Here is an 11,705-nt window from a genome sequence, read left to right as displayed (position 1 = left end):
CCCGGCCCGAGGGCGGCGGCGGCCTGCCGCCGGCCCGCGGGTTCGTGGCGCTCGCGGCCTGCTTCCTGTACCTGGCGTTCATCGTCGGCGTCTGGGTCTACGCCGAGCCGCTCTCCAAACAGGCCGGACATCTGCCGTCCGTCGTGGGAACGGCCGTCTCGCTCTCCCTGGCCTTTCAGGTGGCTGGCGGCGCCGCGGCCACGCTGCTCGCCGGCCGCCTGCGCTGGTTTCCCACCCTGCTGGTCTGCACCGTGCTCGACCTCGGCCTCCTCGCGGTCTTTGCGACCCTGCCCGGCCCGACGATGTTCCTGGCGGCGTCCGCCGCGTTCGGATTCATCTGGCTGTTCCTGATGCCGTTCCTGGTGCCTATGACCATCGAGGCCGATCCCAGCCGCCGGGCGGCGGTGCTCCTGGGCGGCGCCCAGCTGCTCGGCGGAAGCCTTGGCCCGCTCATGGCCTCGCTCGTCGTCACCGACACCGACGCCCGCGGCGCGCTGGCCTTCGGCGCCGGCTGTCTGGTGGCCGGCTTCGCCCTGGTCGCAGGCCTGCATCTTCGGCCCGCGCGCGGCCGATCGCCGGTTTGACCTTACGGAACTTCTATGCGCTTGAGGGCCCATGGCGCGGAACGTCCGGCAAACTGAGGCTTCCCCGAGCCTGCTCCGCAGACCGCCGCGGCAGGACCGCGGCGTGCAGACCTATGAGCGGCTGCTGGACGTGGCCGGCGAGCTCCTGGCCGACGTCGGCATCGAGCGCATTTCGACCAACCTGATCTGCGCGCGAGCGGGTATGACCCCGCCCGCCCTCTATCGCTATTTCCCCAACAAATACGCGGTCCTGGAGGCGTTGGGCCGCCGGTTGATGGACCGGCAGAATACGGTGCTTTTCACCTGGCTCGATCGCCACGCGCCGCAGGGCGTAGAGGCGCTCGGCGACGCCGTGGAGGAACTGCTGCGGGCGACGGCTCAGGTGACTTCCGCAGAACCGGGGGCCATCTGGACGCTGCGGGCGCTGCGCGCCGTGCCGCAGCTGGCGCACGTGCGGATCGAATCCCACCGGCTGGTCACCGATCGCCTGGTCGGGGCCTACGGGCCGCTGCTGCCCGAGATGCCGCGCGAGGTGCTCTGGCGTCGGCTGCGCATCTCGGTGGAGCTCGGCTTCGCCGTGGATGAGATGCTCACCGAAGAGGATCTCATTCCCCGCGACGATCTCTTCCGGGACGCCGCCCAGCTGTTGCGGCATTCGCTTCTGCTCTGATCGTGTGGGGGCGCCGGCAGGCCGTCAGTAATAGCGCGGGATTGGGCCGCGCTGCGGGGTGCGGCGTTCCTCGAGATCGAACATCACTTCGTCCACGTAGCACCAGCCCCAGCCTTCCGGCGGGTCGTAGCCTTCGATGATGGGATGATGGGTGGCGTGGAAGTGCGCGGTGGCGTGGTGGTTCGGCGATTGGTCGCAACAGCCGACGTGGCCGCAGGTTCGGCAGAGCCGCAGGTGCAGCCACACCGAGCCGATCTTCAGGCATTCCTCGCAGCCCAGCGCGCTGGGCGTCACCTCTCGAACTCCGGCGGTATGCGGACAGGCGTCTTCCATGGCGGCCTCCTTCGGCGGGCAGAGTGTCCGGACTGGAGCCCGCGCGCAATCGGCGGTCTGGCGCGGCCCCGCGGGCTGACTTTTTCGGCGGCCATCCTATGTTCCGAGGCGCCGCATCTCCGAAGGGGGACGCCGCGCATCCGTCAATGGGAGACCTGCTGATGGTCGATGAAGTCAGGCGTTCGACAGCAGACGATTCCGGGCTGGGAGGCCTGCAACTGCTGGTGGGCGCGGGACCGGCGCGCTTCGTGGCGGACGAGCCCGTGGCCCTGGGCGGTCTCGACCTTGGCCCCACGCCGCATGAGCTGGTGTCGGCGGCGCTCGCCGCCTGCGCCGCCCAGACCCTGCGCCTTTACGCCAGGCGCAAGGGCTGGCCGCTCGGCGCCGTTCACGTGGAGGTCGCGCACGCCAAGGACGCCGCAGCCATGCCGCCGGACCAGTTTCTCGTCATCGTCCGCCTCGATGGACCGCTGTCGATGGAACAGCAGGAGCGCCTGATGGAAATCGCCGACAACTGTCCCGTCCACCGCCTGCTGGTCGGGGGCGCGGGGATCACCACAGAGCAAGCTCCGCTTGCGGACGAAACCGCGACCCTAGCTGGCGGCGTTCCTTAGCGCCTCCACCTGCTTGGCGGTGACCGACGACGGCTTGGCGCCGAAGCGGGCGGTGACATAGTTGGCCACCGCCGCGATCTCGGCGTCGCTGTACGACCGGCCGAACGCGGGCATGACGGCCAGGCCGTCGACCGTGCGCCGATTGGCGCCGGAGATCACCACCTGGGCGACGTTGGTCGCGGTCGGGTCGTTGACCGCGCGCGAGCCGTTGAGGGTGGCCAGGGGCGTCAAGGAGCCCTGCCCGGTCCAGCTGTGGCAGCTGGCGCAGACGCCTTCGAAGATCTGCTTGCCCAGCGGGTCGAAGCTCGCCGCGACCTTCTCCCGATGGGAAGCAGGCGCCGGTCCGGGAACGGGCGGCGGCTGCGAGGGCGTGGCGATCGGGGGCGCCGTGCGGACGTAGGTCACCAGCGCCTTGACGTCCGAGGGGGTCAGGTACCGCAGGCTCAGGTCCACCGCCTCAGCCATCGGTCCCGCCGCCGCGCCGCGTCCGGGTGTATGGCCCTGCGACAGGTACTGGGCGAGCTCGGCGTCGCTCCAGCCGCCCACGCCGGTCAGCCGGTCGCTGGTGATGTTGAACGCCCGCCAACCGGCCGCGACCGCGCCGGCGTACTTCTGCCGGTTGTCCAGCGCCTGCAGGAGGTTGCGCGGGGTGTGGCAGTCGCCGCAGTGGGCCATGGCTTCCGAAAGATAGGCGCCGCGGTTCCATTCCGGGCTGCGGTCCAGGTCCGGCCGGAAGCGATGGTCCCGGTTGAACAGCCAGTCCCAGACCACCATCAGGCGACGCTGGTTGAAGGGGAAGACCAGGGTGTTGTCGGGCGTCGCCTGGTGAACGGGCGGCAGGCTGAACAGGTAGGCCTTGATCGCCAGGGCGTCGGCGTCGGTCATGTAGCTGAAGGCGGCGTAGGGCATGGCCGGATAGAGACGGACGCCTTGGTCGTCGACGCCCCGATGCACCGCGGCCAGGAACTGGGGGTCGGTCCAGGCGCCGATGCCGGTGTCGCGGTCCCGGGTGATGTTGCTGGAGTAGATGACCCCGAAGGGCAGTTTGAACGCCAGGCCGCCGGCGAACGGCTTACCGCCCCTGGCGGTGTGGCAGGCCTGGCAGTCGGCGGCCCGCGCCAGGTATTGGCCGCGGGCGACGGGGTCGGTCGAGGTGAAGTCGGCCGGGACGCCGGTCGGCGAGGGGCCAGCGTAGGCGGTCAGCTCGACCCTTCGGCCGTGGGCGAAATCCATCGGACCGGGACCGAACGCGATCCAGGCGAAGGCTCCTACGGCGACTACGACGACGGCCGCGACGGCGATGAGCAGGGTGCGGCCGAGCGTCATGCGGTTTTCCTCCCCGCCAGGATGTCACGGTCGACGGGCAGACTGCGCAGGCGCTTGCCCGTGGCGGCGAAGATGGCGTTGGCCAGCGCCGGGAACGCCGCCACGGTGCCCGCCTCGCCGATTCCGCCGGGCGCCTCCCCGCTGGGTATGACGTAGACATCGATGGGCGGCGTCTCGTCGATGCGCAGCATCCGGTAGTCGTGGAAGTTGCTCTGCTGGACGCGGCCCCGCTCGATGGTGACGTGGCCGAACAGGCCGGCGGTCAGGCCGAAGATCAGCCCGCCCTGCAGTTGCGCCTTCACCGTGTCCGGATTGACGGCGATGCCGCAGTCGACGACGCAGACCAGGCGGCGGAGCTTGACCTCGCCATCGGGGTCGACGCCGACCTCCGCGACGGTGGCGATCCAGCTGGCGAACGAGGGCTGCACGGCGACGCCGCGCCCGACGCCACTCGGCAGGGGACTCCCCCAACCGGACTTCTCCGCGGCGAGCTTCAGCGCGGCCTTTAGGCGTGGCTGCTTGTCCAGATTGTCGAGCCGAAACTGGACGGGATCCTTGCCGGCCTTGTGCGCCAGTTCGTCGACGAAGCTCTCGATGACGAAGACGTTGTGCGCCGGCCCGACGCCGCGCCAGAAGCCGGTGGGCACGCCCGGCGGCTCCTCGCGGACATGCTCCACGTGGAAATTCGGGATGTCGTAGGGCATGTCGGCGGCGCTATCCACGGCGTCGAAATCCTTGCCCCCTACGAAGGCGGCGGGAAGCCAGCGCGCCAGCACCGACGAGCCGGTGATGACGTGCTTCCAGCCGACGATCTTGCCGCCGTCCAGCCGGGCGCTGAGGCGGTCGTGCCAGGCTGGGCGATAGACGTCGTGCTGGATGTCCTCCTCGCGGGTCCAGACGACCTTGACCGGTCCGTCCACGTGTTGGGCGATGCGCACGGCCTTGGTGACCATGTCGTGCTCCAGCCGCCGGCCGAACCCGCCGCCAAGCAGGTGGTTGTGGACGGTGACCTTGTCGAGCGGCAGGCCGGTGACCTGCGCGGCCGTGGCCTGGGCGCGGCTCATCACCTGGATGCCCACCCAGACCTCGCAGCTCGAGGGCGTCACATGCACGGTGCAGTTCATCGGCTCCATCGGCGCGTGCGCCAGGAACGGCACGTCATAGGTCACCTCGATCGCATCCTGGCTCAGCGACTTGGCGACATCGCCCACCGACTTGGCCACCACCCCCGGCCGGGTGCTGGCGGCCACGAGCCGCTCGCGGACCAGCGCCGTGTTGACGCTGGCGTTGGGACCCTCGTCCCAGGTGATGTTGAGCGCGTCGAGCCCCTGCTTGGCGGCCCACATATGGTCGCCGACCACGGCCACCAGGTCGTCCAGGACCACCACTTGGCGGACACCCGGCAACAGCTTGGCCTGGCTGTCATCCACATGCGCGACCTTGCCGCCGAACACCGGAGAATGGGCCACGGTGGCGAACTTCACGCCGGGCGGCATGGCGTCGATGCCGTATTTGGCCTGCCCGTTGACCTTCTCCGGCGTGTCCAGCCGCTTCAGCGGCTTGCCGATCAGGCGGAAGTCCTTGGGGTCCTTGATCGGCGGATCGGCGGGTGGCTTCAGGCCGGCGGCCCGGCCGGTCAGGGCCCCGTAGCCGATCCTGCGGCCGGTGGCGTCATGGATCACCTCGCCGGACTCCGTGCGCAGCTCGCCGGGCGCGACGTTCCAGCCCGCCGCCGCGGCCTGGACCAGCACCGCCCGGGTCCCCGCGCCGGCCTTGCGCAGCGGCTTCCACCAGGCGCGGACGGAATTGGAATTGCCGGTCGCCTGCAAGCCGAGCACCGGGTTGGCGTAGAGGGCGTCGCTCGGCGGCGCGTGCGCCGTCGTTACCTTCGCCCAGTCGGCGTCGAGCTCTTCGGCGAGGATCATGGAGATCGAGGTGTAGGTGCCCTGGCCCATCTCGACCTGCGGCATGATCAGGGTGACCTTGCCGTCCCGGTCGATGCGGATGAAGGCGTTTGGGGCGAAACCGGACCCGCCCGGCGCCGCGGCCTCGGCGGGCGCCAGGAAGCCCACCAGCAGGCCGCCGCCGAAGGCGGCGCCCACCTGCAACAGCACTCGGCGGGAGGGTTTGAAATCGAGGGCCGGCGGATCGGGCGAGACGGTCATTGGGAGACCCCTGTAGGACCGAGGGCGGGAACGGGCTCAGGTCGCCTTAGCGGCCTGTTTGATGGCTTCACGGATCCGGACGTAGGTGCCGCAGCGGCAGATGTTTCCCGCCATCGCGGCGTTGATGTCCGCGTCGTCAGGGTTGGGCGTGGCGGCCAGCAACGCCGCGGCCGACATGATCTGGCCCGGCTGGCAGTAGCCGCATTGGACGACCTCCAGGTCCAGCCAGGCCTTCTGGACCTTCGCGCCCACGGGCGTCGCGCCGATGCCTTCTATGGTGGTCACCGCGCGGCCGTTCAGCGCGCCGACGGACAGCATGCAGGACCGCAGCGCGCTCCCGTCCACGTGCACCGTGCAGGCCCCGCACTGCGCGATCCCGCAGCCGAACTTGGTTCCGGTAAGCCCCAGTACATCGCGCAACGCCCAAAGCAGCGGCGTGTCGGGCGAGACATCGACGTCATGGTCCTCGCCGTTGATCCTCAGCTTCACCATGGCCGGTCCCTCTCGCGCCGGCGGCCTGACCAGGGCCGCGCTGCCCTCACCCTAGAGCGTCCAAGAAGAGCACGGCGTGATCACAAAGAAGTCCGAGCACTCAAGGCACGCCGTGCGCAGAACGTGGATATAGGATCAATCTAGCGCTCGTCACGGGCTTGACCATGAAATTCGATCGGGCGCCTCCCGCTACCGAGGCGGCGGCTCGCCGATGCGCACGAAGCCGTGGCCGGCGTTCAGGTCGCGGCCGCCGCGGCCGATCAGGATCAGCTGCTCGAGGCGGCTCAGCCCCACCACCGCGGCGCTGAGCCAGAGCCAGCCCTGCCAGCCGGTAAGCGCGATCGCCGGCCACAGGCAAAAGAGCAGCAGCGCCCCGAGTTTCGCCGACCAGACGTGGAACATCATCAGCCGGCGGGTCATCAGCCAGGAGAGGCCGAGGTAGAGGATCGGCCCTCCGAACAGGACTGCGGCGGCCGGCCACTGGCGCATGATCAGGTCCGGATAGGCCAGCGCCAAGAAGCCGAGGATCGCCACGGAAAACAGGTTGTCGACCGCCGCGTCGAGCTGGGCCCCGAACTCCGAGGACTGCTTGAAGCGCCGGGCGAGCCAGCCGTCCAAAAGGTCGGTCGCGGCGGCCAGGATGTAGAGGCCGAGCGCCGCGGTCGGCAGGCCAGCCCACAGGAGGGCGAAGATCGGGGCGATCAGCAGGCCGCGGGAGAGGGTGACGGCGTTGGCCGGCTTGAACCTGCCGCGCTCGACCACCAGCGAGAGCGGGAACGGCGTGCGCTCAGGCGTCATCGACGTGGGGCACGCTAGGGGGCTGCGGTCAGACGCAGGGTCGCCGGGTTGTCCAGCAGGGTTTCGACGGAGAAGGCGTTACCGTGCATCGGGCAGACCAGCTCGCCCGCCGCATTCAGCCGCCCGAACTTCAGCGGCCCGCCGCGATGCGGGCAGCGGTTGGGTATGAGATAGAGCTCGTTGCGCGCCGAAAGTAGGAAGTACTCCACGCCATCTCGCCAGATCGGCGGCAAGTCGTGACCGATCCAGACCGGGGCGTCGTCGGGCGCGGGGATTGTCACGCCAGCACCCGGCCGATCGCCGCCGGTGGGAAGGCCGCGAAGTCGCGGGCCTCGTTCAACACGCCCAGCGCGCCCACCTGGATGCGCGCCGCGCCCAGGGCGGCAAGGTCGCTCGACGGCGTCACCGGCCGCCCCAGTCGCTGGCGGGGCTCCGGCGGCGCGCCGTAGGCGGCGGACGCGGCCGAGGCGAAGGCTTGGGAGACGCCCAGCAGGTGCGCTCCGGCGCGGGCGAAGGCGGCCTTGGTGAGTTCCGCGCCGGCTATGATCTCCGTCCCCACCTGCGCGCCGAACTTGGCCACCAGCGGCGTCACCGCCTCGTCGATCACCATTCGGGTGTGGTGCAGGTCGATGTGCGCGTGCTCGCCGAAGTAGCGGGCGTCGGCGTCGGGATGGAATTGGCGCAGGTAGCGGTGATGGGCGAGCGTCGAGCGCTGGTAGGCGGTCTCGGCGTAGAGCAGGAAGCCCACCTGCCGGAAGAAGTTCCGCGGGTTCTGGAACAGCCAGTGGATGGCGTTGTGCAGGGTCAGCGCCTCGGTGTCGAACCAGGGCCAATAGCCGTTGTAGGCGTCGTCCAGGTCGAAGCTGCGCATAGTCGCGCGGTAGAGGACGCTGTGCTTCCTGGCGTGGCTCCCGTAGCCGAACTCGTCGATCAGGATGCGGAAGAGGGCCGACTGCGGCTCCCCATATTCGCCCACCACGCCCAGCGCGGAAGCCGAGGCCTCGGCCAGCAGGTCCGGCGAGGACTGCACCAGGAAGTTTCGGTAGTGGTCGGCCCGCTGTTCGGCGCCGGCGAGGAAGGCCGTGAAGGCGTTCTCGGGGTTCTCGCGGATTTCGGCGAGCATCGCCTCGACATAGGCCGCGGCGTCGCCCTCCCCGCTCGGCGCGAGCGGCGCGATCAGCTCCGCCTCCAGCCGCGGCCGCAGCTCGGCGAGGGTCGCGAGCCGCGCCTCGTCGTAGTGCCGCAACATCGGCGCCAGGACGCCTCCTGCCGGCGCCTGGTCGGGCAACAGGACATAGCGCGCCTGGTAGCAGCGCATCAGCGCCTGGTGCTTCACGAAGGTCAGGAGCGTCGGATCGTCGCCCGCCAGGTCGATACGCGCGTCGAAGGCCGCGGACGGCGCAGGGCCGGAGGCCTCGGCCAGGCTCGCGGCCAGGTCCGCCAGCGGGTCATGGATGACGGCGTTCAAGGCGCGGCCTCGCGGCCATAGATCGAGACGCCGATCCCGCCCTTCACGAACCAATCGTCCATGCGCCAACGCGAGATCCCGAGATTGAGCCCCGGGCGGGGCGTCAGCGTCAGATAGGTCGGCGCGTCCGGATCGCCGGAGATGATCGGGATGTGCTTGATGATGATCTTCGAGACCAGATCGTGGCCGAACAGGCTCGAGAGCAGCGTCGAGCCGCCCTCGACGATCAGGCGTTTCACCCCGCGCGCCGCCAACAGCTTGGCAAGCGCCGCGAGGTCGACCTCGGTCTCGCCGCAGCAGACCACCTCCACGCCGGGCTTGGCCGTCAGCGCCGCGACGGTGGCGGCTTGAGCCGTCTTCGCCGTCGCCACCAGCGTCGGCAGGCCGTCGTTAAGCAGGGCGGAGCTCAGCGGCAGCAGGCCGTCGGAGGAAGGAATGACCCGGAGCGGGTTCGGCCCCGTCACATGGCGCACGGTCAGCTGCGGATCATCGACCCGAACGGTGTTGGCGCCCACCATGATGGCGTCGCTGAGCGCGCGCTGGCCGTGGAACCAGGCCTTCAGCTCATCGGTGGAGTAGTCGAACAGTTCCTTGCTGGACGAGGTTCGGTGGAGGGCGAGCTTGCCGTCGATGGTCAGCTCCGACAGCGTTGTAATCTCGATCATGCGCACTCTGCCGGCCGCCCTGGGATGCAGGCGGCATGGTGGCATCTGCCACCCGGGCTCGCAAATACGCCGTCAGGTCACGCGGCCGCGAGGCTGGCGTGAGTGGCGCCGAAGGAGGCGAGCGCGCCGGCCCGCTTGGGGGACCCGGCCCGGTAGATCAGCACCGACTTGGCGACCTTCCGGGCCGCGGCGATGGTGGTCGAGGCCCAGCCGAGGAATTCCGCGTCGCCGAGCCCGGGCGGACATTCGAGCGACAGAGCCTGCAGGCCGGCGCCCCTTAGCCGCTCCATGGTGGCAAGCGACGGACCCGCGAGCCGGCCGACGACCAGCAGCGAGAACGGCCGCACCAGCGAGGTCGCCGCGAGCAGGGCGCCCGGCGGCACGCCCTCGATGTCGTGGATCTCGCAGACCACGCCCAGCTTGACCAGGGTTCCGGCCTCTTTGAGGGGAGCCATGAGCTCCGTCCGGCCCCGCTGGGTCGACAGGCTCGAGAAGGAGAGCGGAACGATCAGGCTGAGCTGCTGCTCGCCCTCGGCCTCCACTTTCAGGCGATCGATGCCGCGGGTGATGGTGGCGAGGTCCGTGCGCAGGATGTCGACCGAGGACAGCGCCGCCACCTGCTGGGCGGTCAGCTCTTCGCCGGTGGCGATCACGATGACCCGGCGGATCATCCGAAAGCCGATGCGCGTGAAGCCCTTGAGCTCGTAGACCGGCTCGAGGGTCGCGGAAACGCGGATGTGCCGCCCGTCGCCCGATACGAACGGCGTCCACGGGTTGAGACCGCCCGGCGAGGTTTCGAGGTCGCCTTCTTGGGCTGGAAGCATAGCCGCCGCCTCGGCCGCCTCGGCTTCCTCGGCGGCTACGGCGCCGCTCTCGACGGCTTCCATCTGCCGGGCGTCGACCGGCTGGGCCTCCATCCGCCCCTTGGTCATGCGCGTCACCTGCATGACTCCGGCGGCCGCCATGTGGGACTCGCCAAGGAAATGGTTCAGGACCTCCCGCAGATAGCGCAGGCAGGCCGCCTGCCCGGCCAGGCGGCCCAATTCCGGCTGGATGATGAAGAAGTCGGTGTCCGAGACGCGAAGGAAGACGCCGCTGGTCGCCACGCCCCGTTGCAGCACCCGTTCGGTGAACGCGAACACCTGGTCCTTGCGGAGCGACCAACGGGTCCCGAAACGCTGCTGAACCGCCTCGACGGAAACGATGTTGACCTTGCCGGCCGCCATCATGTGCGGATCGCTGAACCGGTCGACGGAGGCCTGGACGTCGTCGGAGACCAGCCGCAGGGCGCCGGAGAGCTGGGCTAAGGCCTGGGCGTCCAGCGTCGGCGCCTCGGCGGCCGGGCGTGCGCCCGCGGGCTCTGCAGGGTGATCGGTCACTCCTGCGCTCTCGCTCACCGTGATCTCCCATTGCGGCTTTTCGGCCCCTAATATGACCGCTCGGGGTTAACGGATGCTCCACAACCTATGCACGAACGGCGGCGCCGGCCCCGAGCGGCAAACAGCAAGGAACCCCGCCGGGCGGTCGGCCCGACGAGGTTCCTGCGTCTGCAATGCTTGGCGGGACCTTAGGCGGTCGCCGCCGCGCGGATATCGCCTACTTCAGGTGGCCGGCGAGGTGCTTGTTCATCTCGAACATGCTGACCTTGTCCTTGCCGCCGAAGACCGGCTTCAGCTTGGCGTCAGCCAAGATGTCGCGCTTATTCTTCGGATCCTGAAGGTTGTTCTTCTTGATGTAGGCCCAGATTTTCGAGACCACTTCGCCGCGGGACAGTTGCCCCGGGCCGACTACAGCGGCCAACTCCGCCGAGGGCGTGAGCGGCTTCTGCAGCGCATTGGTTTTTTTGACGTCGGCCATAGGGGCTCCCCCAGCTAGATTCAGGCGGCTACCGCCACGCGTGTAGTGCGTGAAACTGAGTCGCTTGCAGGCATCCTAGGGGCAATTCCGCCTCGCGCCACCCCGAGAAGTGTTCAGGGGGCCTCCAGAAGCGAAAAACTCCGTTCGCGGGACATCTTAACCCTTGCCGGAAAGGGCGACGGTAACCTTAGCCGACAGGCCGGGCCGCAGCTTGGATACTTCCGGCTGGCCCGCATCGAAGCGCAGGCGGACGGGCACGCGCTGAACGATCTTGGTGAAGTTGCCGACCCCCGGCTCGAAGGGCAGCAGGGCGAACTCCGAACCCGAGCCCGGCGCAAAGCTCTCGACGTGAGCCTTCAGGGTGACGCCCGGCAAGGCGTCCACCTGCACCTTGGCCGCCTGCCCCCGCAGCATGCGCGCGGTCTGGGTCTCCTTGAAGTTGGCGGTGACGTAGAGGCGGTCCATCGGCACGATGGTCAGCAGGCGCGAGCCCGGCTGCACGAAATCCCCGACGTTGGCCTGACGGTCGCCCACCACGCCGGCGATCGGCGCACGGATGGCGGCGTGCTCCTGGTCCTGCAGGGCGAGGTCGAGGGCGGCCTGCCCCTTTTCGCGCCCTGCCCTGGCCTGGGAGATCGCCGCTGTGAGTTCGCCGCGGCGATCGCGGGTCACGGCCTCCTGGCTGCGGCTGACGGCGAGCGTCGCGCGGCTGCGCTCGGCCGCGGCGGCGGCG

The 11,705-nt window shown here is 69.6% G+C and carries 13 protein-coding genes and 1 pseudogene; 3 read left to right on the top strand and 11 right to left on the bottom strand.

All coding sequences use genetic code 11. The features are described 5' to 3' along the window. Together JWP28_RS09090 and JWP28_RS09085 are read left to right on the top strand one after the other, a co-directional pair. Positions 1-584, top strand: a pseudogene (locus tag JWP28_RS09090) (MFS transporter); the annotation flags it as partial. A gap of 103 nt (positions 585-687) precedes the next feature. Beyond that, positions 688-1,254, top strand: coding sequence for a TetR/AcrR family transcriptional regulator (locus JWP28_RS09085; protein WP_299542244.1), 567 nt, complete (start codon positions 688-690; stop codon positions 1,252-1,254). A 24-nt stretch (positions 1,255-1,278) separates the two neighbouring features. On the opposite strand, the gene JWP28_RS09080 is transcribed toward JWP28_RS09085, so the two are convergent. After that, positions 1,279-1,587 carry a UBP-type zinc finger domain-containing protein gene (locus JWP28_RS09080; RefSeq protein ID WP_299542242.1) on the bottom strand — a complete coding sequence of 103 codons (309 nt, stop codon included), beginning with the start codon at positions 1,585-1,587 and terminating at the stop codon, positions 1,279-1,281. Positions 1,588-1,733: 146 nt separating this feature from the next. Here JWP28_RS09080 and JWP28_RS09075 point away from each other — a divergent pair, with 146 nt between their 5' ends. Beyond that, positions 1,734-2,201 carry an OsmC family protein gene (locus JWP28_RS09075; RefSeq protein WP_299542240.1) on the top strand — a complete coding sequence of 156 codons (468 nt, stop codon included), beginning with the start codon at positions 1,734-1,736 and terminating at the stop codon, positions 2,199-2,201. On the opposite strand, the gene JWP28_RS09070 is transcribed toward JWP28_RS09075, so the two are convergent. The 10 genes from JWP28_RS09070 to JWP28_RS09025 form a co-directional block, all read right to left on the bottom strand. Beyond that, on the bottom strand, positions 2,181-3,527 hold the full coding sequence (locus tag JWP28_RS09070) for a cytochrome c (protein ID WP_299542238.1): 1,347 nt from the start codon (positions 3,525-3,527) through the stop codon (positions 2,181-2,183). The two genes, JWP28_RS09075 and JWP28_RS09070, sit on opposite strands and share 21 nt — an antisense overlap. Further along, positions 3,524-5,692 (bottom strand): xanthine dehydrogenase family protein molybdopterin-binding subunit, encoded by a 2,169-nt coding sequence (locus JWP28_RS09065; protein ID WP_299542236.1) that lies wholly within the window; start codon positions 5,690-5,692, stop codon positions 3,524-3,526. The genes JWP28_RS09070 and JWP28_RS09065 overlap by 4 nt, the downstream gene beginning before the upstream one ends. Before the next feature lie 36 nt (positions 5,693-5,728). Beyond that, positions 5,729-6,184 carry a (2Fe-2S)-binding protein gene (locus JWP28_RS09060; RefSeq protein ID WP_299542234.1) on the bottom strand — a complete coding sequence of 152 codons (456 nt, stop codon included), beginning with the start codon at positions 6,182-6,184 and terminating at the stop codon, positions 5,729-5,731. A gap of 189 nt (positions 6,185-6,373) precedes the next feature. Continuing rightward, complete coding sequence (locus JWP28_RS09055) at positions 6,374-6,982, bottom strand: CDP-alcohol phosphatidyltransferase family protein (protein WP_299542231.1); 609 nt, start codon at positions 6,980-6,982, stop codon at positions 6,374-6,376. A 14-nt stretch (positions 6,983-6,996) separates the two neighbouring features. Beyond that, on the bottom strand, positions 6,997-7,263 hold the full coding sequence (locus tag JWP28_RS09050) for a Rieske (2Fe-2S) protein (RefSeq protein ID WP_299542230.1): 267 nt from the start codon (positions 7,261-7,263) through the stop codon (positions 6,997-6,999). After that, positions 7,260-8,450, bottom strand: a complete 1,191-nt coding sequence (locus JWP28_RS09045; RefSeq protein ID WP_299542228.1) for an iron-containing redox enzyme family protein — start codon at positions 8,448-8,450, stop codon at positions 7,260-7,262. Before JWP28_RS09045 ends, JWP28_RS09050 begins: the two co-directional genes overlap by 4 nt. Next, positions 8,447-9,115, bottom strand: a complete 669-nt coding sequence (locus JWP28_RS09040) for a RibD family protein (RefSeq protein WP_299542226.1) — start codon at positions 9,113-9,115, stop codon at positions 8,447-8,449. The genes JWP28_RS09045 and JWP28_RS09040 overlap by 4 nt, the downstream gene beginning before the upstream one ends. Before the next feature lie 77 nt (positions 9,116-9,192). Further along, positions 9,193-10,512 carry a hypothetical protein gene (locus JWP28_RS09035; RefSeq protein WP_299542224.1) on the bottom strand — a complete coding sequence of 440 codons (1,320 nt, stop codon included), beginning with the start codon at positions 10,510-10,512 and terminating at the stop codon, positions 9,193-9,195. A gap of 199 nt (positions 10,513-10,711) precedes the next feature. Further along, complete coding sequence (locus JWP28_RS09030) at positions 10,712-10,972, bottom strand: SWIB/MDM2 domain-containing protein (protein WP_299542222.1); 261 nt, start codon at positions 10,970-10,972, stop codon at positions 10,712-10,714. 156 nt (positions 10,973-11,128) lie between these two features. Continuing rightward, positions 11,129-11,705, bottom strand: a 577-nt coding sequence (locus tag JWP28_RS09025; RefSeq protein ID WP_299542220.1) for an HlyD family efflux transporter periplasmic adaptor subunit, incomplete at its 5' end; no start/stop codon positions are given.

It is taken from the genome of Phenylobacterium sp. (assembly GCF_028290885.1).
In the GTDB taxonomy this organism is placed as follows: domain Bacteria; phylum Pseudomonadota; class Alphaproteobacteria; order Caulobacterales; family Caulobacteraceae; genus Phenylobacterium.
Note: the sequence above shows the minus strand (reverse complement) of the source record. Positions and strands in the feature narration are given on the sequence as shown.

What these genes read in the sequence shown, in the direction of transcription:
- JWP28_RS09065 (WP_299542236.1), bottom strand. Translation starts at nt 5,692, where the DNA reads ATGACCGTCTCGCCCGATCCGCCGGCCCTCGATTTCAAACCCTCCCGC.
- JWP28_RS09075 (WP_299542240.1), top strand. Translation starts at nt 1,734, where the DNA reads ATGGGAGACCTGCTGATGGTCGATGAAGTCAGGCGTTCGACAGCAGAC.
- JWP28_RS09055 (WP_299542231.1), bottom strand. Translation starts at nt 6,982, where the DNA reads ATGACGCCTGAGCGCACGCCGTTCCCGCTCTCGCTGGTGGTCGAGCGC.
- JWP28_RS09080 (WP_299542242.1), bottom strand. Translation starts at nt 1,587, where the DNA reads ATGGAAGACGCCTGTCCGCATACCGCCGGAGTTCGAGAGGTGACGCCC.
- JWP28_RS09070 (WP_299542238.1), bottom strand. Translation starts at nt 3,527, where the DNA reads ATGACGCTCGGCCGCACCCTGCTCATCGCCGTCGCGGCCGTCGTCGTA.
- JWP28_RS09040 (WP_299542226.1), bottom strand. Translation starts at nt 9,115, where the DNA reads ATGATCGAGATTACAACGCTGTCGGAGCTGACCATCGACGGCAAGCTC.
- JWP28_RS09060 (WP_299542234.1), bottom strand. Translation starts at nt 6,184, where the DNA reads ATGGTGAAGCTGAGGATCAACGGCGAGGACCATGACGTCGATGTCTCG.
- JWP28_RS09030 (WP_299542222.1), bottom strand. Translation starts at nt 10,972, where the DNA reads ATGGCCGACGTCAAAAAAACCAATGCGCTGCAGAAGCCGCTCACGCCC.